Origin of the sequence: Stutzerimonas stutzeri (genome assembly GCF_051028275.1) — a bacterium.
Classification (GTDB): domain Bacteria; phylum Pseudomonadota; class Gammaproteobacteria; order Pseudomonadales; family Pseudomonadaceae; genus Stutzerimonas; species Stutzerimonas stutzeri_AS.
In genome coordinates this window covers 2,061,341-2,086,010 of record NZ_CP069269.1, presented here as the reverse complement: position 1 = coordinate 2,086,010, position 24,670 = coordinate 2,061,341, and the positions used below count along the sequence as shown (strand labels likewise).

Annotated in this window: 16 protein-coding genes; 8 read left to right on the top strand and 8 right to left on the bottom strand. The window is 60.9% G+C overall.

The genetic code is table 11. From position 1 onward, the window contains the following. Nucleotides 1-205: 205 nt before the first annotated feature. The gene (locus JQR87_RS09585; protein WP_407290659.1) at nucleotides 206-328 is read right to left on the bottom strand and encodes a hypothetical protein; all 123 of its coding nucleotides are present in this window, start codon (nucleotides 326-328) and stop codon (nucleotides 206-208) included. Here JQR87_RS09585 and JQR87_RS09580 point away from each other — a divergent pair. The 8 genes from JQR87_RS09580 (at nucleotide 327) to JQR87_RS09545 (ending at nucleotide 10,866) form a co-directional block, all read left to right on the top strand. Then, nucleotides 327-2,078, top strand: a complete 1,752-nt coding sequence (locus JQR87_RS09580; protein WP_407290660.1) for a glycoside hydrolase family 5 protein — start codon at nucleotides 327-329, stop codon at nucleotides 2,076-2,078. The genes JQR87_RS09585 and JQR87_RS09580 overlap by 2 nt on opposite strands. A 211-nt stretch (nucleotides 2,079-2,289) precedes the next feature. After that, on the top strand, nucleotides 2,290-3,378 hold the full coding sequence (locus tag JQR87_RS09575; protein ID WP_407290662.1) for an endonuclease/exonuclease/phosphatase family protein: 1,089 nt from the start codon (nucleotides 2,290-2,292) through the stop codon (nucleotides 3,376-3,378). 268 nt (nucleotides 3,379-3,646) lie between these two features. After that, complete coding sequence (locus JQR87_RS09570; protein ID WP_407290663.1) at nucleotides 3,647-4,861, top strand: MFS transporter; 1,215 nt, start codon at nucleotides 3,647-3,649, stop codon at nucleotides 4,859-4,861. A 56-nt stretch (nucleotides 4,862-4,917) separates the two neighbouring features. Continuing rightward, nucleotides 4,918-6,921, top strand: coding sequence for a TonB-dependent receptor domain-containing protein (locus JQR87_RS09565; protein WP_407290664.1), 2,004 nt, complete (start codon nucleotides 4,918-4,920; stop codon nucleotides 6,919-6,921). Nucleotides 6,922-6,975: 54 nt separating this feature from the next. Continuing rightward, nucleotides 6,976-8,013 (top strand): FecCD family ABC transporter permease, encoded by a 1,038-nt coding sequence (locus JQR87_RS09560; RefSeq protein WP_407290665.1) that lies wholly within the window; start codon nucleotides 6,976-6,978, stop codon nucleotides 8,011-8,013. Beyond that, nucleotides 8,013-9,059: a FecCD family ABC transporter permease gene (locus JQR87_RS09555; protein ID WP_407290666.1), complete on the top strand. Its 1,047-nt coding sequence runs from the start codon at nucleotides 8,013-8,015 to the stop codon at nucleotides 9,057-9,059. Before JQR87_RS09560 ends, JQR87_RS09555 begins: the two co-directional genes overlap by 1 nt. Beyond that, entirely contained in the window at nucleotides 9,059-9,925 is an 867-nt protein-coding gene (locus JQR87_RS09550) for an ABC transporter ATP-binding protein (RefSeq protein WP_407290667.1), read from the top strand. Before JQR87_RS09555 ends, JQR87_RS09550 begins: the two co-directional genes overlap by 1 nt. After that, nucleotides 9,922-10,866: an ABC transporter substrate-binding protein gene (locus tag JQR87_RS09545; RefSeq protein WP_407290668.1), complete on the top strand. Its 945-nt coding sequence runs from the start codon at nucleotides 9,922-9,924 to the stop codon at nucleotides 10,864-10,866. The genes JQR87_RS09550 and JQR87_RS09545 overlap by 4 nt, the downstream gene beginning before the upstream one ends. A gap of 50 nt (nucleotides 10,867-10,916) precedes the next feature. Here JQR87_RS09545 and JQR87_RS09540 read toward each other — a convergent pair whose 3' ends face one another. The 7 genes from JQR87_RS09540 to JQR87_RS09510 are packed head-to-tail and all read right to left on the bottom strand — an operon-like array spanning nucleotide 10,917 to nucleotide 24,486. Then, complete coding sequence (locus JQR87_RS09540) at nucleotides 10,917-12,368, bottom strand: amino acid adenylation domain-containing protein (protein WP_407290669.1); 1,452 nt, start codon at nucleotides 12,366-12,368, stop codon at nucleotides 10,917-10,919. Beyond that, nucleotides 12,365-16,927, bottom strand: a complete 4,563-nt coding sequence (locus tag JQR87_RS09535) for an amino acid adenylation domain-containing protein (RefSeq protein WP_407290670.1) — start codon at nucleotides 16,925-16,927, stop codon at nucleotides 12,365-12,367. The genes JQR87_RS09540 and JQR87_RS09535 overlap by 4 nt, the downstream gene beginning before the upstream one ends. An 18-nt stretch (nucleotides 16,928-16,945) precedes the next feature. Beyond that, nucleotides 16,946-17,704, bottom strand: a complete 759-nt coding sequence (dhbA, locus tag JQR87_RS09530) for a 2,3-dihydro-2,3-dihydroxybenzoate dehydrogenase (RefSeq protein WP_407290671.1) — start codon at nucleotides 17,702-17,704, stop codon at nucleotides 16,946-16,948. Between the two features lie 11 nt (nucleotides 17,705-17,715). After that, nucleotides 17,716-20,811, bottom strand: coding sequence for an amino acid adenylation domain-containing protein (locus JQR87_RS09525; protein ID WP_407290672.1), 3,096 nt, complete (start codon nucleotides 20,809-20,811; stop codon nucleotides 17,716-17,718). After that, nucleotides 20,808-21,680, bottom strand: a complete 873-nt coding sequence (locus tag JQR87_RS09520; RefSeq protein WP_407290673.1) for an isochorismatase family protein — start codon at nucleotides 21,678-21,680, stop codon at nucleotides 20,808-20,810. Before JQR87_RS09520 ends, JQR87_RS09525 begins: the two co-directional genes overlap by 4 nt. Before the next feature lie 11 nt (nucleotides 21,681-21,691). Then, nucleotides 21,692-23,317, bottom strand: a complete 1,626-nt coding sequence (locus tag JQR87_RS09515; protein WP_407290674.1) for a (2,3-dihydroxybenzoyl)adenylate synthase — start codon at nucleotides 23,315-23,317, stop codon at nucleotides 21,692-21,694. Continuing rightward, nucleotides 23,314-24,486 carry an isochorismate synthase gene (locus tag JQR87_RS09510; RefSeq protein ID WP_407290675.1) on the bottom strand — a complete coding sequence of 391 codons (1,173 nt, stop codon included), beginning with the start codon at nucleotides 24,484-24,486 and terminating at the stop codon, nucleotides 23,314-23,316. Before JQR87_RS09510 ends, JQR87_RS09515 begins: the two co-directional genes overlap by 4 nt. Nucleotides 24,487-24,670: the final 184 nt, after the last annotated feature.

The following is a 24,670-nucleotide window of genomic DNA, read 5'->3' as shown; positions in this document are numbered from 1 at the left end:
AATATTAGCGTAAGCTGCGTTATCACTGGGCTGGAGAGCGTTTCGAACGCTTTTAGGTGATGGCCAGTTAATATTAGACGCTAATGTTCGATTACCTAGTCGACATATTGACGACAAGAAGTCGTCGACAATCATTTCATTCATTAACAAATAGAATTATAAAAGCGCCGCGACGCAGAACTGGCCAACCGGCCAGGCGCCGCGCTTATGGTTCGTTCTGTTTGTGGATGTCCAGCCAGTTGGCAATACCGCTTATCGAGCAACCCTCCCAATCGTTATCTGTCGAGCCATCAGGCAAGCGGATATGTGAATCACGGAGAGTCTCCATGTTCGTAACACCCCTCTCGGGCGCCTGGAAAGTCCTCGCTCCAACCGCCGCAATCATCGCCATGCTGGGCATCATGCCGGTTGGCGCCACCGCGTTCGCTGCGACTGCAGGCAATACCAGTGTCTCGGAAATTTCATACGCAGCGCTGATCAACAAGTACACCAATACCCAATGGCAGAACGGCTCCTGGCGTGCTTCTGCCGGTGTGTCCATCCGCGCCACGGCAGAAAACAAGGCCGCGTTCAAAGCTGGCGGCTATGCCAAAACGGCGGATGGCCAGGTCCGCAAGATCACCTCGGTGAAGGTCGTGGGTGCTGACCTCAGCGTATTCATGGAAGGCCCAGCCTTCGATGGCGACAAAGTTGGCTATCCGAAGAAGCTCAGCGTCAGCAACGCGGCGAGCGCAACCTCATTCGCACCACAACCTGCTGCCGCTACCAAACCGGCGGCCACCTATTCGGCGCTCATCAACAAGTTCACTAACAGCTATTGGGCCAACGGTTCGTGGCGCGCTTCGGCAGGCGTTTCTGTCGCCGCTACGTCTCAGAACCTCGATGCATTCAAGGTTGGCACACGTGTGCTTCTGGCTGATGGCCAGGTGCGCACCGTCACCTCGGTAAAGCCCGCCAGCGGTGCGTTGACTGTCTTCATGGACGGTGCGGTATTGGACGGTGCGAAGGTCGGCTATCCGAAGAAGCTCAGCGTTGCGCCCGCATTGACAAACACCCCGGCGACTGCGCTACTTCCTGCGCGAACTTCACCTGTTGCCACCGTTCCTCCGTCAGTGCAATTGGTCGGCGTGGCGTTATCCGGCGCAGCCTTTGGCCCTTCGGTCCTGCCGGGCAAGCACGGCACGCATTACATCTACCCGGCCGAGTCCTACTATAAGAAGTATGCAGAGCAAGGTCTGAAGCTGGTGCGTCTGCCGTTTCTTTGGGAACGTATTCAGCCCGCGCTGAATACCGAGCTCGACGCAGCACAGCTGGCATTGTTGACCCAGTCGCTCGATTTCGCCCACAAGCATGGGGTGAAGGTTGTGCTCGACATGCACAACTATTACCGCTACTACAAGCAGCCGATTGGCTCTGAAACGGTACCAGTCCAGTCGTTTGCCGATACGTGGAAACGCATTGCCCAGAAGATCGGCAGGCACCCGGCGCTTAGCGGTTATGGCCTGATGAACGAGCCGAATACCAAGGGACTCTGGCCCGAAGCCGCGCTCGCAGCAGCGCAGGCTATTCGCCAGGTCGACAAGACCAACTGGATCTATGTTGCAGGCGATCGGTTTTCCAGCGCTTGGCACTGGCCTCAGTCCAACACGCAACTGATTGCCGATCCCTGGATGCGAGACCCCAGGAACAACCTCGTCTTCGAAGCGCATATGTATCTGGACCGTGACACCTCCGGTATGTACGTAGACAAGACCGAGACGTTTGCACCGGACTTGGGCATTACCCGTGCCAAGCCCTTTGTGGAGTGGCTGCGGGCCAACAAGCTGCGTGGCTTCATTGGCGAGATGGGTGTTCCGAACTACGCGCCTGATGCCATCGTGGCGATGGACAACCTGCTTGGATACCTGCGCGAGAACTGCGTGCCGATGACCTATTGGGCGGCTGGCCCCTGGTGGGGTAACTATATCCTGGCGCTGGATGTGAAAGGGGGCGCGGAACAACCGCAACTCCCGATATTGCGCAAGCACGCGGCGACGCCGAACAGCTGCTTGGCGATCGGAGAGCCGCGGTCATCATGATGAGCTAACGCGACGGATAAAGGCCTGCATCTCCTGGTGTCAGGCCTTCTTTCGCATGCTCACCTGGGACAGGCAGTCTTGCGCAAGCTCAGGGCTATTGGCTGACAAACGGAACCAATTCAGTAACAACCGGGACGAAACTTGAGCATTCCTTCAGGGGAATGTCCAACGGCCAGCACGATGAAGGCCGCCCTCAATCCCGGAGATGGATATGAAAGAAGGGATCATGTTGGCACTGACCCTTTTTATGGCTTTGCTGACATTTTTACCGCTCTGGAAAAACCCTAGCTGGTGGATACGCGGACTCGACTTCCCCCGTTTGCAGTTATGCGTACTCGCGTTTGCGCTGTTGATCGCGCAAGCGTATCTGCTCTCTTATTCTGAGCTACTGCAGGTTTTCATCTCTGTGGTCGCTATCGGCTGCCTGGCCTACCAGGCCTGGTGGATCATCCCCTATACCTGGCTGTGGCCGCACGAGGTCAAATCGGCCGAGCCTGACAGTAATAAACCCCGTTTAACGGTGATGGCGGCCAACGTCCTCACACCGAATCGGCAGGCTGACCGCCTGGTCGCACTGGTCCGGGAGTTCGAGCCTGATGTATTGGTGACGCTCGAAACCGACAGCTGGTGGGAGGAACAGCTCGATGTGCTAACCGATGACTATCGGTATTCGATCCGCTGCCCGTTGGACAACCTCTACGGCATGCATGTTTACTCCAGGCTGCCGCTGGAAAATGCTGAAACCCGTTTTCTCGTCGAAAATGACAAACCGTCCATGCATGCCAAGGTCCGCATGAACGACCAGCTCGCGGTACGCATGCATTTTCTGCATCCCGCGCCCCCCAGCCCGACTGAAAACGACGAATCGACGGAGCGAGACGTAGAGCTCCTGGTCGTGGCCAAAAGTGTGCGAGACGACAAGGACGACATTCCCATTATCGTCACCGGCGATCTCAATGATGTTGCCTGGTCCGCCAACACCCGACTGTTCCGTAAAATCAGCGGCCTGCTGGACCCGCGGGTCGGTCGCTGTATGGTCAACAGCTTCCATGCCCAGCACTGGTTCCTGCGCTGGCCGCTGGATCACCTGTTCCACAGCCACCACTTCCGTCTCGTGCGGATTCAACGCCTGCAAGAGTTTGGCTCAGACCATTTTCCGGTCCTGGTTGAATTGCAATACGACCCAGCCCCCGAGCAAGAGAGCCTGCAGGGTGATGCCGGGGATGAGCAGGAGGCGAACGAGAAGATTGCAAGCGAGCACGTCGACGAGGGCGATGTGCCCGAGCCAGACAAGCGGTAAGACGTTCATGATGGGCCGCGTCTGCTAACCCAACGTGACGCAGTGCTGCCGTGGTAGCAAGGCTGCCCGGGAGACGTCGCTCAGCGGTACGTTGATTGGCTCGTTGCCAAAAGAGACCTTTGCCGAATGGGCCGCATAACGAACGCAACCACCGATGACCTGCGTTTAGATGCCACAGAGGTATTAATGCGAACGATTTGTGTTTGATATAGCGTTCAGCTTGCCTTAGGATTCAGCCCGCCTGTCAAACCGAGCGCGCCGCAATCCGATGAAAGTTGCCGTCCAGACGAGGATCGCCGTCCACTTAGCGATGCTGATCAACATGCTGTCCATTGGCAGCCTGATGATGGTCATGCCGCTGGGGCCTGACCTTGTGCGCGAGCTTGGTATGGAGGCCAGCCACATCGGCTATATAAGCGGCGGCGCAACCTTGGCTGCCGCGTTGAGCGGATCCGCCGCTGCCCCTTGGCTGGATCGTTTCGACCGTAAGCGCGCGCTGGTCACCCTTCTTCTCCTGCGCTTTCTCCTGCTGCTCAGCTGTGCCTGGGTAAGCGGGCCGAGCCAGCTGATTGTAATCTTCGTCCTGTCAGGCCTGGTGGCGGGTCCGATGGGCGCAATTCTGATGGCAACCATGCTTGACCTGATACCGCCCTCAGAGCGAGGCCGTCAGCTGGCCTACGTCGGAATGGGCTTTTCGCTTGCAGCGATTCTGATCGTTCCATTGGCCTTGGAATTGTCGATTCGGTGGAACTGGACGGCTCCGTTCTTCGTGCTTGGCGGTACAGGCCTGTTGCTCGGGCTGCTGTGTCAGTTGTTCCTGCCCAAGCCCGCGGCTATCGAGCGGCCAAAGGCCTCAGTCAGGGCGCTGCTCACATCCCGCCTCTGCCTGGTTGCGCTCGGCATCACCTCATTGCAGATGTTCGGCCACTTTCTCCTGGTGCCCCACTTCGCCACCTACTTTGAATTCAATCTGGGGTTTCCCCGGGAACATCTTGGCCTACTCTATCTGCTCGGGGGCATTGCCAGCCTTGCGGCCATGCGTATTGGCGGTTCCTGGATTGATCGCGGCAGTGCCATAACCGTAGTGCTGGTCAGCAGCGGCTGCCTCTCGCTGGTGACCTTGCTCGGGTTCGCAGCTCCGGTGGGCATTTCCCTCTACGTCATCTTCACGCTGTTCATGGCACTGAGTGCTGTGCGCACCAACAGCACGATGACCATTGCCGCTGGCGTGCCCCACGCTCATCAACGCGCCGCATTCATGGCGTTTCAAGGAACCGTTTCGAATATCGCAGCCGGGCTCGGCAGTTTGTTTTCAGCGCGCTATTTGAGCGAAGGGCCTCAACACGATGTAGTGGGTTTCGAGCAACTGGCCGCCTTCTATGCAGTGGCAGGCGTCCTAGCGGGTCTGGGCGTGCTCTACCTGCTCCATGGCATCAAGCAGCGCGACATCAACCAGACCCCAACAGAACAACAGGCGGGTTAACCCGCCGCGGATACGTGATCAGTCCTTTCGACCCTTGAGCAGCAACGGAGCATGCTATGTCAATCGCACTTAACCGGGGCATCCGCCGCCCCCGTCACCTATCCCTGACCATCCTGGCCAGCCTCATGCCACTTGCTGCCATCGCGGCCGAGCCTGTTGCGCTCGAACAGCAAGTCGTCACCGCCACCCAGACGGCGCACAGCGAGCTCAGCGCTCCGGCCAGCGTCTCGGTCGTCACGCGCGAAGAGCTCGAGCAGCGTCCGGTGTACAACCTGGCCGATGCGGTGAAGTATTTGCCAGGGGTGCACGTAAACCCGTCCTCAACCTATGGACGCCAGGAAATCAAGATTCGTGGATTGGATTCGGACTACACGCTCTTGCTCGTCAATGGCAGACGAATCAATTCGCGAGACGCGTTAACATCGAACTATGCCAACGACTTCGACCTGTCAGCCATCCCCATGGCAGCAGTTGAACGTATCGAGGTCATTCGTGGACCTATGACGTCACTGTATGGTGCTGATGCCATGGGCGGCGTGATCAATGTAATCCTAAGACAACCAACCAATCAGACAGAAGCTGGCGTGTCTTACAGCTACGAACACCCCACCGAAGGCGATTCAGGTGACAGTCACAAGGCAAGCGGCTACCTGAGCGGTGCCCTGATTGAGGATAAATTGCTTGGCAATCTCATTCTGGACACGGCCGATCAGGCTGCCTGGCAGTCAGATCAATTAAGGCTTGAAGGCACCGACGCTGCTGAAAAGCGCCAGAACGTAAGTGCAATGGGCACGCTTAGCTGGCTTCTGGACGAGCGCCAATCCATAGATCTTGACATGAGCTACCGAGAGGACGACCGCAAGGCGCGCTGGAACAATGCGGGAGCGCCACAACCTCTGACCACAAACATTCAAGAGATGGATCGCTGGACTCTTGGCCTGACACATAACGGCCGCTGGGAAGGTTTCAACACCCGCCTCCGTTATTACTATGAAGAAGTTGAGCTGATGGACGACTCGCAGCTCATGACGACTATGCGTCGCGCCAAAGGCGACGTTAACCAGACTAACCACACCGTAGACGGACAGATAAGCGCCTTTATCGGCAACCAGCTATTTACGCTGGGCAGCGAGTTTCGCCGTACCGAGCTAACCCACAACCAGAACCTCGGCACTGATACCGAGGTCGACCAGAAGGCCATCTATCTGCAGGACGAGTTTTCGCTTGGCGCACTTGACGTAACGCTTGGCGGTCGCTGGGACCATCATGAGGTCTTCGGCAGCGAGTTCAGTCCTCGCGCGTATGGCGTCTACAACCTCAGTGACAACTGGGTGATCAAGGGTGGCGCAGGAAAGGCGTTCAAAGCACCGAGCATTTCGCAGTCCGATCCCAATTACGGCGTGCTGGCCTGCCGTGGTATGTGCACCGTCTTCGGCAATCCGAATCTCAAACCAGAAACGTCCACCAGCTACGAGCTTGGCACCCAGTACCAGACCGAGCGACTGGAAGCCGGCGTGATGTTTTTCCACAATGATATCGATGATCTGATCATTACTGAAACCACACGCCTGGTTTTCAACCCGGTCCTGGGCCGGCCCGTTCCGCTGCGCTCCGAGCTTAGCTATTACAATCTTTCCAAAGCGCGTATCAAAGGATACGAGCTGCAAGGCCGCTACCAGCTCAGCGACGCCGTATCTGTTCGCGCCAACTACACATATTCCGATAGCGAAGACCGCGAAACTGGCGACGAACTGGATTACACGCCAAAACACGTCGGCAATCTGGGCGTTGACTGGCGCGCCCTACCACAGCTCGATCTGAACCTCGATTACCAGTACACAGGTAGCCAGATGGTGTATGTCCCAGCATTGGCAAACAGCGAGCGTTCAGATGAGTTTCATACGCTGGGGGTTGGCGCCAGGTTCAGAGCTACAAACGAGTTGACCCTCAACGCGGGCCTCAACAACCTTACCAACGAGAAGCGTGACGAAGTCGCTCAGTCCGTTGATCACATCCTCATGGGCCGTACGGTGTTCGTTGGCTTCAGTTACGACATCTAATCCGGATGCACCCCGGCAGTCTCGCTGCCGGGTTCAGGAGTCTGCGCAAAACCAATGATACGGACTGATTCGACCTTCCCTGGCTACCAGCAAGCGGTCCTCATAATGGGTGGCGTGCTTCTGCTCTGTTTGGTGGTGCTCTCGATGAGCACCGGGGCCGGTGTCTACGGCGCGGTCGAAGTGCTGCACTATCTGCTGGGAGATCAGCTGGCCGTGGCGGATGAAAAGCTCGCCATGGTGGTAGAGACACTGCGTTTGCCGCGCACACTGGCAGCGCTTGTTGTTGGCGGAAGTCTTGCGATCGCCGCTTCACTGCTGCAAAGCGCGACACGCAATCCGCTTGCCGAACCCGGCTTGCTCGGCGTCAATGCAGGCGCCGTGCTGGGTCTGGTCATCGGTCTCATTTTCTACGACGTCGAATCGACAAGAGGCTATTTGCTCTGGTCCGGTGCCGGAGCCCTGTTGGGCAACCTCGTGGTACTGGGTATAGGCCTGATGCTGGGCCAGGCCAGCCCACTGAAACTCATCCTCGCCGGCGTCGCGCTGGCGGCGATATTCGGCGGTCTTTCCAATTTCATGCTGCTCACGACACGCGTGGCGCTGGAGCAGTTTCGATTCTGGAACCTGGGCTCGCTCTCAGCCACCCGGCTCGACGCGGTGGGCACGGTGACACCCGTCGCGCTGATGGGCTTGGTGCTTGCCGGGCTTCTATGCCGACAACTGACCTTGATGCAGATGGGTGATAGCCAGGCGCGGGCGCTGGGTATTCACACCAGTTGGGTGAGACTAGGTGTGCTGGTCGCGTCGACGTTGCTCACCGCCTGCGCGATTTCGCTGGCCGGCCCCGTTGGCTTCGTGGGTTTTCTAGCGGCGTATTGTGCTCGCTTGATCGAGCCGGTAGCCCTGCTGCGACAGCTGCTGTTCTCGACGATGTTCGGCATGTTGTTTCTGCTGGCGGCCGACGTTCTGGCGCGCTGGCTGTTGCAACCCTTCGAGCTGCCGGTCGGGACGTTGCTGGCTGCGCTGGGCGCGCCGGCTCTGATCGCCATCGTCTTGCGCGGCGGCTTCCGGTCCCTGCTGGCGGTAAAGTAATGATGGAATCAACGACTCCCCGCGGCGTGTGGGCCCTGCGCATCGGTGGCCTGAGCCTGCTGCTGCATCGGCGCAACTGGCTGATGTGTGGTCTGCTGACTCTCTTGCTCATCGTACTGGCCACGTTGGCGATCAGCCTAGGTTCCGGGCAAATGGGCGTGCGAGACGTGATTGCCACCCTGCTTGGCAATGGCAGCAAGCTGCACGAAATCATGGTCTTCAAGATCCGCATGCCGCGGGTTGCTGCAGCGATCGTGGCCGGCTTCGCCATGGGCATGGCCGGCTGCCTGATCCAGACGCTGGTGCGCAACCGCCTGGCAACGCCGGTCATGATCGGTGTGAACGAAGGCGCCTCGCTCGCAGTAGTCGGGTTTTCCCTTTACCTCACACTTGGCAGCTGGCCCTGGTGGGCGTCACCGCTGGGCGCGGTACTGGCCGCTGTGGCGCTGTTCACCCTGTGTCGGCGCCCCGGTGAACAAGGCTATCTGTTCATCGTCATCGGTATCGCGCTGTCGGAGCTGCTCGGCGCGATCGGTGACTTCGCCATGGCCACTCAACCGCTGGTGCACCTGGGCAGTCTATACCTCTGGACCATGGGTCACTTCGCTGGTGTCAGCTACCAGACCGTCAGCCCGATCGCGCTGATTCTGCTGGCGCTGTGTCCATTGATGGCTTTGGTCAACCGACCCCTGGCCTTGTTGCGCTTTGGCGATGCCACCGCCCAGAACCTTGGTATTCGCGTGCCGCTGGTGCAGCTCGGCGTGCTGGGCCTGGCTATTGTGGTGGCCTCGCTCGGCACGGCGATTGGCGGGCCCGTGGTGTTTATCGCGATGGGTGCACCCATTCTGGCGTCCTGGCTGGCGCGCGATAATCTTGCCCCGCTGTGGCTATCGGCCCTTTGCGGAGCGGTGCTGTTGTTGGGCAGTGACACCCTGGTGCGGGTACTGGCGCAGCCGGAAGAGATCCCTACCGGCATCATGACACGGCTACTCGGCGGCATTCTGCTGCTGGCATTGCTGCTCAAGGACAGACGAGGGGCTGATTGATGACGGTACTGAGCGTTGAAAACCTTCGTTTCGCCTATCAGGACAAGGTGGTGCTGGACGACCTCACCTTCTCGCTGCCCAAAGGCCGGCTGATTGGTATCGTCGGGCCCAACGGCAGCGGTAAATCGACCTTACTCAAGCTGCTGGCGCGTCAGCTGCCCTTGCAAGTTGGTGAAGTTCGCGTCAATGGCCAGGCGCTGTCTCGTTATTCGATGAAAAGTCTGGCCCGTCAGCTGGCGTTTCTTCCGCAGCGCCCCGTGATGGCCGAGGGGATTCGCGTCGAACAGCTTGTGCAATACGGTCGGCATCCGCATCAGGGCTGGTTCAACCAGTGGAGCGATGAGGATGCGCAGCAGGTTGCCCGTGCCCGCACGGCCATGCAGCTCGACGCTATCTGGCATCGCCAGGCGTCCTCGCTCTCTGGCGGGCAGGCGCAGCGAGCCTGGCTGGCCATGATCCTGGCGCAGAACACCGATCTGATTCTGCTCGACGAGCCCACCAGCGCACTGGATATCGGCCATCAGGCCGAAGTCATGGAAGCGGTGCACCGGATCGCAGCCGAAGGCCGCACGGTGCTCATCGTCATCCATGACCTGGGCATTGCCGCGCGCTACTGCGACGAGCTTATTGCCCTTGCCGATGGGCAAATTCAGGCCATGGGGCCTGCCCGCGACGTGATGACCAAAGCGCTGGTGGACCGTCTCTATCAGACCGAGGTGGACATCCTGCCAGCGCCGGGTGACGGCGCTCCGGTGATCGTGCCACGTCGCCGTTCGCTCGCAGCGTCATCGCTTCCCGCCGTTTCGCCATCAGCCACTCGCACCCCAGCGGTGCCCGAACCCGCTCAGAAGGACACGACCCAATGATCAAACGAACGCCCTGGCACTTCACCATTGCATTATTAGCCGGGTTGCTGACCCTCAGTGCGCACGCCGCCACCCGTCAGGTGGAAGATGCGTTCGGCAACACCGTCACCGTGCCGGCCACGCCTGAACGTGTCGTCACGCTCAACGAAATCGATCTGGATACGGCCCTGACGCTGGGTGTGACGCCGATAGGCACCGTCAACGGTCGCGGCCAGGCTGCACCGCCGCGTTATCTGGAAGGCAAGGTGCCGTCAAGCATCAAGGTCGTCGGCGATCTGGATAACCCCAACCTGGAGACACTGCTTGAGCTGGAACCGGATCTGATCCTTACCGGTCCGGTCAAGCCAGAGCAATTGGCGATACTCAATGAAATCGCGCCGACGGTCGTGACCTTCAAATGGGCAGAACCGTGGCAATCCAGCATGCAGCGAACCGCTCATGTGCTGAACAAGGATGCTGAGGCCAAGGCGTTTCTCGACCGTTACCAAGCGCGTGTAGCCGAGGCGCGCGAGCGTCTGAAGGACCATCAGGGCGAGACCTTCAGTATCGTTCGCTGGAACCCGAAGGGCCCGTCCTACATGTTCAAGGACGCCTTCTCCAGCACCGTGGTGGAAGACGTCGGCCTCGTCCGCCCGCCTCACCAGCAGGACCCAGGCCACACTCATTCGATGGCGCTCAGCCTTGAATCCTTAGAGCTGCTGGATGCGGACTGGCTGGTGATCGGGACTCTGGCTACCAGCGGCGAAGCCGTCGAAGCGCTTCGCCAGGCAGAGGAGACTCCGGCGTTCCGGCAGCTCTCGGCGATCCAGGCCAAGCGTTTCGCAGCCGTCGACGGTTCACTGTGGACCTCGTTGGGTGGGCCGATGGCCGCCTTGCAGGTGATCGAAGATGTGGAATCCATCGTCGGCAAAGCGGGCGCTGAGCCGGTAGCGGAAAACTAACTCAGAGGTATCCCGTAGCCACCTTGGCCACGGGATACCGCGCTTGCCGCTCAGACCGGTTCGGGCAGCCGCTTGCGATCGATCTTGCCGCTCGGCGTTTTCGGCAATGAATCCAACAGAACGATGCGACTCGGAATCATGTAGTGCGGCAGGCTCAGATGCAGTGCTCGGCGGATCTGAACCCGGCCGGGCGCTCTTTCGCCGCGTGTCTCCACGTAACCGACCAGACAGGCGTCGTCGTCCTCTCCAAGCAAGCGTACCGCAGCATCCTGAACCCCCTCGATGCGCCGTAGGTTGGCTTCGATTTCGCCTAGCTCGATCCGAAAACCCCGCAATTTGATCTGGTCGTCGCGGCGCCCAAGGTATTGGAACTCGTCGTCGGCGATGCGGCGAACGCGATCCCCGGTACGGTACAGACGCCGCCCTTGCCAGCTAACGAAGGCCTGCTCGCTCAGATCGCTGCGCTGCCAGTAACCCTGTGCCAGCGATAGCCCTTCGATGCACAGCTCACCCTCGCCGTCCGGCCCAATTTCATGACCGTCCTCGTCGAGAACCAGGTGCCGATACCCATCGAGCGACTGTTTGAGCCGTACACCTTGGTCTGCCGGTGGTAGCTCGACCTGCGCCATCATCGACCAGACGGTCGCCTCGGTGGGGCCGTAGCAGTTCCAGAGCTGCCCAACCGACGCGCTGAGACGCGCCGCCAGTGTCGCATCCAGCGCCTCGCCTCCGCACAGCGCAACCAGCCCTTCGCGCCCTTTCCATCCGGCTTTGAGCAGCATTCGCCAGAACGCAGGCGTAGCCTGAAAGGTATTGAGGTCCGGCCGGCTGTCGAGCAGCTGAATCAGCGCCACCGGGTCCTTGTGGGCTGGCGCGCAAACCACTTCGACATAGCCGCCGACCCACAGCGGCCCGAGCATTTCCAGCAATGAAATATCGAAAGCCGGCGTGGTGGTAAACAGCCAGCGAGTATCCGGTCCGATCCCGACACGTCGGGTCGCGGCGTCGAGAAAGTTGCTTAACGCAGCCCGGCCAATCACAACACCCTTGGGTTTTCCGGTGGAGCCGGAGGTGAACATCATATAGGCGGGCAACTCGTCATCATCGATATCGGGAGGTTCCGGCATCTCTGCCAGGCCGGGACTCAGGCGCAGTGAAGGTGCCAGCGAGCTCGACGGCTGCTCGTCCTGAACGATGCAGTGCAGACGCGCGTCGTCAGCGATGCCCTGCAGCCGGTCAAGTGGAAACTCAGGCTCGAGCGGCACGAAGCACAGCCCTTCATGCAGGCAGGCAAGCAGCGCCGCAACCAGATCCGGGCCTCGGGCAAGGTGCAGCCCCACGCGATCGCCCGCGGTCAGACCATTTGCGCGAAGTTGCAACACGATGGCCGCGACGCGTGCCTGCAATTCGGCGTAGCTGAAGCTGGCGCCGAGGCACCCTAGCGCCGGCCAGTCGGCGTGACGGGCAAAGACGTGGGCGAGATGGGGGCTCAGAGGAGTCATTGCACGTCTCCCCCTAGCGAAGCCAGGGTGTGCAGGTTTGCCCGCAGCACGTTCAACAATCGGGCGCTGAGGTCCGGGCGCAAGCTGCCGATTTGCCGCAAGGTCAGCAGGCCGTCATAGACACCGCCATGTAGGCTGATCAGTTCTGCAGACAGGTTGCCTGCACCGCTCGGGTTGCCCGGCGGGAGCGGCAATGCCTGCCAGTCGCCTGCTCCGCTCTGATAACTGCCCAGATAATTCAGCGCGACGCTAGGCAACGGAAGGCTTTCTCGATGCGTCGGATTGCTGCGCAGCGGCAGATAGCCAACGCCCTTGTCCGGCACTTGGCGCAATTGCTCGGCAGCGTGCCGAACCAGCGCCGGCCAGTCCGCCTGGTTATGCACCTTGACCGGGAACATGCTGGTGAACCAGCCCACCGTACGGCTGACGTCCAAACCGGCATCAATCGATTCGCGGCCATGCCCCTCCAGCATGATCCACTGCTGCTCGCCGAGGCCCAGATCGACCAGCGATCGGGTCAGCGCAGCCAACAAAAGTTCACGGACGTCGACCTGCAAGCGCCTGGTTGTCATCTGGGTCAGTTGCCTTGTGATGGCTTCGTCCAGCTGCAACAGGTGCGGTTCGGAGCGCTCGGGGGTCGACCACTCCGCGGGCATCGTGTGATGCATCGCACCGACCTGTTCACGCCAGTACGGCAGCTGCATTTCCGCACGCTGCGCATAGGCAGCGAGGCCCTCACCCCATTGCCGGTAGCTGCTGGTCTTGTCGGGCAAGGTGTCGCCGCGGGCCAGCCGTTGCAGGTCTTCGACCAGGATGCGCCAGGACACCGCATCAATGACCAAGTGGTGAAACGCAATGAACAGCCCGCGATGGCCGTTCGGCACGTTCTCGATCAGGGCCCATGCGAGCGTTCGGGCGCTGGCAGGATCAAGGTGGGATTGCAGCTCGGTTAACGCCTGCTGCAATCCCGACTCGCCCAGCTTCGACGCATCCAGTGTTACAGGCTCAGCCAGTGGCAAGAATTCCCGATAAGACTGACCTGACGGCGTGACGATCAACCGCAGTGCATCATGCTGCGCCAGCAATTGGCGCATGTAATCCATCAGCTGCAACTGGCTCACTTCGGCTGGCAGACACAGCACAACGCCCTGGTTCCAATGCTGGGGTTGTGCGAAGGGCTGATCGAAGAACCACCGCTGGATCGGCTGCAACGGGAAGTCACCGGTCAGCAGGCCCTGCTCGGCGCGGATCGCCTGGGTCTCGCGAGGCCCTTCGAGTACACGGCACAGCCTTCGCACGGTCTTTGCCTCGAACACCTCTTTGACGCTGCAGGCGTAACCGGAATCGCGCAGACGTGTGGCCAGCTGGATGCTCAGGATCGAATCGCCGCCCAACCGGAAAAAATCGCTTTCGACGCCCAGCGGCTGATTGAGCACGCCCTGCCAGATCTCCAGCACGTGTCGCTCCAGATCGTCAGCGGGCGGCACAGGCTGATCAGCTTCGGCCAGCTCGACCGTGGGCAGTTGCCGGCGATCCAGTTTGCCGTTGGCGGTGAGCGGCATCTTGTCGAGGATGATCAAACGCTGGGGCACCATGTATTCAGGCAGCCGATGGGCTGCGGCCTGCAATACTGCGTCTGGCTCGGGTATCGGTTCGCCAGGGACGACCGTGGCGTAGGCAACCAGCGCCTGGTGCGCATTCTGGCTGATGACCATGACGGTTGTTTCCTGCAGGACTCGGCAGCTGGCGTGCAGTTGGGCTTCGATTTCGCCCGGTTCGATGCGATAGCCGCGCAGTTTGATCTGCGCATCCAGACGGCCCAGGTATTCGTACTCACCGTTGGCCAACTGCCGTGCGCGATCACCGGTGTGATACAGACGCACCTTCACGCCGGCGACATCATGCTCACGGAAGGCCTTAGCGGTGCGCTCCGGCTGGTTGAGATAACCACGGGCCAGCCCCAGCCCCGCCAGACAGAGCTCACCCGGAACCCTGACCGGGCACACAGCGCCGTGGCGATCAAGAATGACGGCCTGCATGCCATCAATAGGTTTGCCTATGGTCAGCCGTGAGCCTGCTGTGAGCGTCTTGGTCAGCGCCGTGACGGTGGCTTCGGTCGGGCCGTACATGTCGACCAAACGGAACTGGGATGCCCAGCGTTGCGGAATCGACGGCGGACAGGCTTCACCGCCAAAACCCACCGCTTTCATGGCCGGCAATGGTCGCTCCGGCAGTGTTGCCAGCAAGGCTGTTGCGAAGATCATGTGGGTGGTTTCGGTACGCTCGATCTCATCCAGCAGGCCCTCGCCGGGATCGGCCCAGAGCAGGCACGCACCGTGAACCAGCGGCACCAGCGCGCACATATTGCCAGCATCGAACGACAAGGACATGCAGTCCAGCATTCGGTCACCTGGCGCTACATCGAGCCGGCGACCGTGGTCGCGTAACAGGTTGGCCAGTGATCCCTGCTCGATCATCACGCCCTTCGGCACGCCGGTCGATCCCGAGGTGTAGATCACCTGGGCAAGCTGTTGCGGGTCATGCTGGACAGTCGGCGCACTTGGTGACAGGGCATCCAGTTGCGCCTGGATTTCCGGGCTGGCCAGATCGACCCAACGCTGGTTCGTCTCCAGCTCGAACGGCGCTGAGCCCTGCCCGATGACCAGCCGCAAATCAGCGTCCCGCATGATGTGACTGAGGCGCTGCTGGGGATAGTTCGGATCGAGCGGAACATAGGCGGCGCCGACTTTCCAGCAGGCAAGCACCGCGACCGCAAAAGCGTTTTCCCGCCGGGCAAGTACACCGATCAGGTCGCCCGGCTCGCAGCCCTGAGCCTGCAGCCAGTTGGCGAGACGGTTGGCCCGGGCGTCCAGCTCCGCATAGCTGATACTGCCTCCGCCCTGCTGCAGGGCGGGTCGATTCGGATGTAGCCGAGCCATGTCATTGAACAGCGAAAGCGCGGTCAACCCTTCGGGATAGGCAGCGGGCAACGCCGCCAGTCGCTCTGCGGTCTGCTTCAGCAGTGAAGGATCGTGCATAGGCAGCTGCCAGATGTCCTGCTCCGGCGCATCGACCACTGCCTTCAACAAGTTCAGCAGGCGGCTCGCATAGCCTTCGATACTGCTGCGTTCGAACAGCACGGTCGCGTATAGCCAATCGACCCGCACCGAGTCCGTCAGCTCGGTAACTTTGACCGAAATGTCGGTTTTGGCAGGCAATACCGGAGAGGTCTCCTCCACCGCGTCACAGCCGGGGATAAGGTCGCTGAAGTCCACCCGCGCCTGGTATACGAGCATGATCTGGAAGATCGGGTTGATCGCGGTATGGCGGTCCATGCCCAGCGCTTCGCTCAGGGCCTCGAACCGATAGAGCTGGTGATCGAACGCCTGAAGGTCGTCAGCGCGGCACTGTCGCAGATAGTCGACGAAGCTTTGTGCTTCGGGGAGCTGGGTGCGCAACACCAGCGTATTGACGAAGAATCCGACCAGGGGCTCGATATCCGCCCGCTCGCGGTAGGCCAGCGGGGTGCCAATGACAATGTCGCGCTCGCCCGAATGTCGTGCCAGGAGCAACGCGAAGAGTGCGTGCAGGCCGATGAAGGGTGAGGTGTTGTGTTGCTGGCAAAGGCTTTTGAAACGGTCCCAGCGTGCAGTGTCGATGGTGGAGAACACCACCTCGCCGTCGCTGGCGGGTTGGGCGGGCCGTGGCTTGTCCAGCGGCAGACTGTGCACCTCGGGGATGCCAGCCAGGCGCTCGACCCAGAAGGGTTTGAACTGCTCATGGTAGTCGCGGAACAAGGGCGAGTTGAACCACCGGGCGTAGTCGATATACGTCAGGGCGGGGTCGTCCCAGATCAGAGGCTCACGGTTCTGATAAGCGAGAAACGCAGCCTTCAGGTCAGCGAACATGTTCTTCACCGACCAGCCATCGGAGATGATGTGGTGCTGGTTGATCATCAGCACGTGCTCGCGCTCGCCCAACTCCAGCAGCGTGACACGCGTCAGCTGTCCGCTGGTGATATCGAATGGGCGCAGGATCTCTTCACGCACTCGCTGCGCGACCAGATTTTCACGTGCGTGCGGCTCGAGATGACTGAGTTTCTCCTGCGCCAGACGGAACCCGGTGTGCGGCACTATTTCCTGCTCGCCGCGGCCCTCGGCGCTGCGCTGGAAACGCGTGCGCAAACTGGCGTGACGGGCGATCAGCGCATCGAACGCGAACTCCAGCGCCGCCACGTCCAGCTCGCCGGTCAGGCGGAAGAAAACGGGCATGTTGTACAGGTGCGAATCCTGTTCGTACTGCTCGATGAACCAGAGGCCGCTCTGCGAGGAAGACAGCGGCCCCACGCTGAGGTGTTGCGGCACAATCGGGGCATCGAATGCGCGCTGAGCCCTCAGGCACTCGATGATGGCGTCGCGGTTGTCCCGAATCTGCTGCCCGAGCGCGGGGGTCACCGCCTCTTTGCTCGACTGCGAAACCAGCTGCTGCTGATCGTTGAGCGCAAGGTGCACCCCATGCTGAGCCAGATGCTTCAGCAGGCCGATTATGTTGTGTTTCATCTGCTACCTCTCGGAGTCTCAGGCCGCCAGCGTGGCGCCACCGTCGACGACGATGTCCTGCAGGGTGATGTGGCTCGCCAGGTCCGATGCAAGGAACAAAACGGTTCGGGCGACTTCTTCTGGTGTGGCGATCTTGCGCAGCGGAATTCCCAGCTTGTACTGCTCAGGGAAACCGGCGATGGTTCGCTCTCGTGCATCCTCGCTGTGCCACATGCCACGCTGCATGGCGGTGTCGGTGGACCCTGGCGAGACCAGGTTGCAGCGTACGCCGTGCTCAGCGAGCTCCAGGCCAGCGGTTCGGATCAGGCTGGTAAGCGCAGCCTTTGATGCGCTGTAGGCGGCCATCTGCATGCGTGGCACGTGTGTCGCATTGCTGCTTACCGCCACCACCGCTCCGCTGCCCTGCGCCTTGAAGCGCGGGACCAGTTCGCGAAGCAGGTAGAACGGGCCGGACACGTTGACGCGCATCGAATCGTCCCAGTCAGCTAAATCCAGTTCCTCGATAGTCCCGAGCCGCAAGATGCCCGCAACACTGGCGAAGACATCAATTCGCTGATGTGCGCCCAGTAGCTCGTTGCACGCGTGCCGCACCGCGTCCGCGTCTCCCACATCCAGCAGGTAGGTCGTGAAACCGTAATCGCGTTCATCAAAGCAGCGGTCGAAGCCTGTGACCTGCGCACCCAGCCGTGCGAAGCCTTCAGCCACGGCGCGGCCGATCCCCTGCCCGGCACCGGTCACCCAAACGCTTTGCCCATCGAAACTCATCTGATCGTTCATCTGCCCGCCCTTCACCAAACCATTTCCACGAGTTCTTCCGGCTGTTGCAGTCGGCTATCCAGAAAACTGCAGAAGTCCGCCAGCTGCGGATGATCGAAGACATCGGAAACCTTCACGGCGGTGCCGAACTCGGCGCCCAGGCGATTGACGATCTGGATGGTCTGCAGCGACTGCCCGCCCAGTTCGAAAAAATTGTCTTCTGGCTGAATGCCGCTGACGCCAAGGATCTGCTGCCAGATAGCGCTGACGCGCCGCTGCGTCTCGTCGTTCAGCACGCGTTCGGTCGAGCCTTGCAGATAGGCCTGCTGCAAGCGTTTACGGTCGATCTTGTTGCTACCGGTACGGGGCAAGACGGCGAAATGACGGTAGTCGGTTGGCACCATCGCGGCAGGCAGCACTGCACTCAGTTCGCGCTTGATCGTGCGAACGTTGTCTTGCGGTCCGGAAAAGAACGCCACCAACCGACGCACCCCGGCGTCAAGTTCCAGGCCCAGCACGCAGGCTTCGTCGACGCCCGGCAGCGCCAGCATCCGCGCTTCGACCTCGCCAGGCTGGATGCGATAGCCGCTGATCTTGAACTCATTGTCCAACCGGCCGAGGTAGACCAGCTGGCCGTCTACCAGCCGCACGCGGTCCCCGGTGCGGTAGGCCCGCATCGTCTCCTCGCCAATGCGCAGATGGACGAAGGCCGGCGAGTCGCTATTCAGGTAACCATTGGCAAGCTGTGGCCCGAATAACACAAGCTCCCCTTCCTGGCCGGGGCGATTGCCACGCTGCAGCACCAGCGCTTCGATGCCTTCCAGTGGCTGGCCGATTGGCAACCGCTCACGATTGGGATCGAGGCTCTGCAGATCACAGGTGCTCGCGACCACGGTGGTCTCGGTCGGGCCGTAGGTATTGATCAAACGAACATCAGGCAGAACGACGCGTTGCCAGGCTTGCAGCTGCTCGGGGTATACCGCCTCGCCGCCGATGATCACCGTCTTGAGCGATGCCGGAATCCCTACCTGGCCGCTGCGCAACGCCACGACCCACTCATTCCAGAATGCAGTAGGCAGATCAACAACGCTGATCGCCATCTGCTCCAGCCCATCGACGAACGAGGACATCGATTGCAACATGGGGTCGGTACGCAGCACCAGCGTCGCTCCGGCCGACAAGCTGACGAAGACTTCCTCAATGCTCGCATCGAAGTTGAACGGTGCGAATTGCAGGACACGGTCGGCTGAACCAATGCCATAGCGCTTCCGAGCGGCCTGCGCGAAATGGGCCAATGCGCGATGGCTGACTTCCACTCCCTTCGGCGTACCGGTCGAGCCGGAGGTGAACATCAGGTAGCAAGCCGCTTCGTTATCACGCGGGCGGCAGGTCCGGTTCGCCGAGGTCAGCAAGCCGATCAGTTGAATCGGGCCTGTATGGATGTCTGCCAACCGATGCCGATAAGCCGCCTCCGTGATGACCAGCGCCAGGCCTGCAGTCTCGCAGATCAGTCTCTGTCTTTCGGCGGGCTGCTCCGGGTCCAAAGGCACATACACCGCTCCGGCGAGCAAGACCCCCATCTGGGCCAGGACCGCTTGTGGTGACCGGCTCAGCATTACGCCAACGCGTTGGCCCGGCTCGATCCCCTCGTCGACTAGCGCCGCAGCGACCATTTCGGCTCGCGCCTGCAGCTCGCCATAACTCAGGGCTTGCTCCTGCTGAACCAGCGCGATGTGCTCAGGCCGGGACTGTGCCTGGAGACGTATGGCCTCGAGGACGTTGCTCGGTTGCACGTGGGTAGCACTGCCCGGAGCCTTGAGGACTTGCCAGGCTCTGCGAACTGCAAACAGCTCTTCGAGCAGCACGCCGCGTGGCTGCTGCGGCTCAGCCAGCCAGCACTCGAGCAGGTCGAACAGTTCTTCCTGCAGGCTGCGCACCTCATCGAGGCTGTAGCAGGCCGGGTTGGCGTCGTAGTCGAGTATCGGCATACCGTCGGCACCGATCTGGACTTCCAGCGTCAGATCCTCCACCGGACCGGCGCTCAGGTTCAGCGTTCGCGCCGGGCAGTTGCCATACACCAGCGGACGGTCGAACGGCATGATGTTGATCAGCGGGCCGAATAATCGCTGCTCGCCGCCAACACGCCCCAGGTCGCGGCGCAGCGATTCGTAGCGGTAATGCTGATGTTTGCGGCTGCCCCGACGCAGCTTGCCGATGGCTTTGGCACTGGTGATCAGATCGGCGTCGTCCGGCAGATCCAGGCACAACGGTGCGATGTTCATCTGCATGCACGGCACGTTAAACGAGGCGGAGCCGATGCGGTTCATCACCATCAACCCCAGCACTTGGGAGCGAGCGCCACTCACCTGCCGGAGATGAGCCGAGACGCCCGCCAGCAGCAGGTCCGGCCAGCCCACACCCTGAGCTTCGGCAACCTGATTCAAGGCCCGCCACAAGGGCGCTGTGAACGGGGCCTCGTGACGGATGAAGGTAGCCGAAATCGGCGCACTGCGTTCGCTGAAGCTGGCCGGTTCCGGCATGTGTGACAAGGCTTCCAGCCAGTAGCCACGGGCAGCAGCGGTACGACCCTGAGCGTCCCGCTCGGCATCTTCCTGCAGAACGTCTTCATATCGGCCAAACCCGCTTGCAGGTGCCGGGTCGCCTTTCACCAAGGCGCCGTAGAGCTCGGCGATTCGTTGATAAAGCAAGTTGGTGCCGTAGCCATCCAGAGCAATGTGATGCACACAGCTGTAGAGAAAATCGCGCCCTTCGGCCTGGAGCAACGCGAACCTGCACGGCAACTCGCGCTGCAGATCGATCGCTACGCGAATGTCGCGCATGGCCCAGTCACGGACCCAGCGCTCGGCATCCGCCCCTGCCGGAACCTGCACCTGCTGCACAACCACCGGCAGTTCGCAGGGTTCGAAGAAGATGGCGTCGTCCTCGGCCACGAACACCCCAGATAGCGCCTCGCACTCCTGCACGGCCTGCCGCACTGCAGCGATCAGCGTCGTTTCATGGATCTTGCCGGCAAATGCGATGCATTCGGCGGTGTTGAACATGGCGCGGTCTTCGTTGAGCAGGTAGCCGGACCAGAGCCCTTGTTGGGCGATACCGAGCGGCCTCATTGGGCACCTCCATGTTTTTCTATCAACGCCCACCAGCCATTCAACGTTGGGGTCCTGGCCAGATCGGTAAAGCTCAGCTCGAGCCCCTGCTCCCGCCATTCGCTTAGCAGGGTCATGATCTGAATCGAATCCAGACCGTAGTCGAGCAGGTTCTCGTCGGGATCGAAGGGTTCATCCATCTCGTCGAGCATCGACAGCAACCGGGCTTCCAGCCCCTCCCGACTCGGCAATGACCGGTTGGCGGTGCCCAGCTCGAGCACCTCGCGGCATGTCACCACCTTGCCGCACCGCGTTGCCACGTAGTCCAGCGCCATCTGGTGCTCGGCCAGTCCGAAGTCTGCGATGCCGTCCGCCAGCATGAAGGGCTGGATGTCCCGCATGAACGCATCACAGGCTGTCATCAGGCAGCCAATATGGCCGTAGATACCACCAATGATCAGCTGATCGCGACCGAGCTCGCTCAGCATGTGCTCCAGAGGCGAGCGCTGAAACGCGCTGTAGCGCCACTTCACCAGAACCGTGTCGCCCTCGGTGGGAGACAAGCCTTCTACGATTGTCTGACGCTCGGGATATTGAGTGATGCCCGGCCCCCACATGTCGGTTAGCAGCGCCCTGTCCGCATCGGCCTGCTCGCCCGGCTGCGCGGTATAGACGACGGGAATCCCCAATGCTTTGCAGCACTGGCGAACCTGTGCCAGACGCGAGACCAATTGGTCGATAAAGACGCTGTCCTGGCCCCAGAAATCGCAGAAGTACGCTTGCATGTCGTGGATCAGCAGCACCGCGCGATCCGGTGCAAGTGACCACTGCACTTTGTTCGCACTCCATTCGCTGGGCAGGCGGTAAGGCGTCAGGGTGGGAATTGCCATGAAACGAATCCTTATTCGGTGACGGTCAGTTGTTCAGCGACGCGACGGCGCAGGCGGTTCTTGTCCACCTTGCCGACCGCTGTCATTGGCAATGCATCGATATGCTCAAATCGATCAGGCAGCTTGTAGTCCGCCAGGCCAAGCCCCCGCAGGAACTTGCGCAGCACGATGCCCTTGAGCTTGGGGTCATGGCTTACGATGTAGGCGCAGCTCTTCTCGCCCATGGCCTCATCGGGAACGGAAACCAACGCCGCCTGCGCCACGGCCGGATGCGCCATCAGCAGGTTTTCCACCTCTTCGGCTGCGATCTTTTCGCCACCGCGATTGATCTGGTCCTTGATTCGGCCGACGACCACGAGGTAACCGTCAGCTCGCTGGCGGACCAGATCACCGGAGCGGTAGTAGCCGTCGGTATCGAATGCGACGGCGTTGTGCTCCGGGCTCTGGAAGTACCCCCGTATGGTGTAGGGGCCGCGTGTCATCAGCGCCCCAACCTCACCCATGGCCACCGGATTACCCTCGCGATCGACGACCTTGATCTCGTCATCCGGGCTCATTGGCTGTCCCTGGGTCTGGTAGACGTGCTCGTCGTTGTCATCCAGCCGGGTGTAATTGACCAGCCCTTCAGCCATGCCAAAGACTTGTTGCAGCCGACACCCCAGCACCAGTGGCACTCGCCTGGCCTGGGACTCCGGTAATTTCGCTCCCCCGACCTGCACCAACTGCAGCGAGGCGAGCTTGTCTCGATGTCCGGGAGCTGCCTGCATCCACATGGCCAGGGCTGACGGCACCAATGCCGTGACGTTGACCCGATGCTGCGCGATCAACGGGAAGCAACTGGCCGGACCGGGGTCCGGGCTCAGCACGACACAGCCTCCGGCGAGGAACACGCCTAGCGCGCCAGGTGAGCTCAGCGGAAAGTTGTGCGCTGCCGGTAGCGCACAGAGGTAACGGGTGTCGTGATCGAAGCGACAGATCTCGACGCTGCGACGGACACTGTAGAGGTAGTCGTCATGGGTGCGGGGGATCAGTTTCGGCGTGCCGGTACTGCCGCCGGAAAGCTGAAAGAACGCCACCTCGCTGGCCGGCGTAGGGCTGAATGAACGCGACACGGGCGTCGGCTCGAACCAGCTCTGCAGACGCAGCTCCGGCTGTGGATCATCGTCCAGCAGAACGGTATCGAGTTCGGGATTGAGGTCCACCAGCTCATCGACAAAGGCATCGTCAGCAAACAACCTGTGAGCGCGACTGGCGATCAGCAGCCGTGGACGGATTTGCGAGGCATAGGCCACCAGCTCCAGGCGGCTATGGCTGAAGAGCGCATTGACCGGCGCGATACCGGCTTTCATCAATGCGAAGAACACAATGTACAGCTCAGGCTGATTGCTCAGCTGAACGAGGGCCCGATCACCCTGCCCCAGGCCGCGGTTCGCCAGCCGCTGCGCCAGATTCGTCGCAGCACGGTCGATGTCGGCATAGCTGAGTGTCCTGTTGCCAAATACCACGGCAGCGGCGTCCGGCTGGGTGCTGGCTTGATCGGCAAGCATCTGGCCAAGCGGCTCGCCACGCCAGTAGCCGGCACGGCGATAGCGTTCGGCAAACTCTTGGGGCCAGGGTGTAAACGGAACCAGGTTCATACTGCCTCCTGATCGAGGCCGAACGCCGCGAGCATCGTACCGAGCTTGGTGCCGGTCTCGCGCCACTCCGACTCAGGACAGGATTCCGATACAAGCCCAGCCCCGGCAAACAGCCGTACGCTGCACTGATCGATCACGCCACAGCGGATCACTACGGCCCACTCGCCGTTACCAGTGGCATCGCACCAGCCAACGATGCCGCCGAAAACGCCTCGATCAAAGGGCTCAAGTTCGGCAATCAGTCGCTTGGCAGCTGCCGTAGGAAAACCGCAAAGCGCTGGGGTCGGGTGTAACTGGCACGCCAGTTTAAGTGCCGATACGGGCTCGACAAGCTCACCTTCAATCCGCGTCGACAGGTGCCAAAGCTTGGTGGTGCTCATGAGCGACGGTGCAGCGGGGATATGCAACTCCCGGCACAACGGGCGGAGCTGGCGCTCCATATCGCGGATCACCAGGCGGTGTTCGTGCTGGTCCTTGGCCGAATCGAGCAGGCACTGCGCCGCATATTCGTCTTCCGCTGCATTGCCATGACGCCGGGCTGAGCCGGCCAGAGGGTTGGTTTCCAGACGCTGATCGATCTTGCGCAGCAGCAGCTCGGGACTGGCGCCGATCAATACGCTGCCGTCAGGCAAGTCCGCGAGGAAGTGGTACGCCTCGGGATTCTGCTGACGCAACCCTTGGAAGATCGTTGCCGCGCATGGCGGCTCGTCGAATTCAAGCTGCAACAGACGAGACAGCACAGCCTTGTCGAGCCGTCCCTTACGCAGCACATCAAGCGCCCGGGTAACGGCCTGCTGGAAGCCAGCCTGGTCCGGCTGTTCGATGTACTGACGGGCTCTTCCACAAGCAAACCCACATATCGAGGTAGGGGGCGCCGTTGGCGGGAGATGACTGACGTGTCGCGGAATGAACAAGCTTGAGGGTTGCTGCTTATCGAATGGAATCACGCCGACCAATACGGGATTGCTCAGCCCGGCTGCCTGGGCTTCGGCGAATCCGCGCTGAACATCCTGATCCAGAGCCGGCCCGGCGCCTTCCGCCGGCGTGTCTATCACCTTGAAACAACCGCTGGCTTCGATGCCCCCAGCCGGTGAATAGAATCGATACGATGGCGGGAACTTGTAACCTTCCCCAGGCCCATCGTAGGCGACGCGAGTCAATGCGTTCACCACCACCTCCGCAAATACTAATGAGATTGCTTATCATCTACATGCGGCACGATAGTCAGCTCCAGCGGATGCGTCAAATTGTTTCTGTGTGAAGTTTTGGTGTCGGTTTCCTGACGGTCAGCCAGGCCTGGCTGTCAGCTGGGCTGTGGATCAGCACGTGAACATTTCGCGCGAGCGCCGCTTG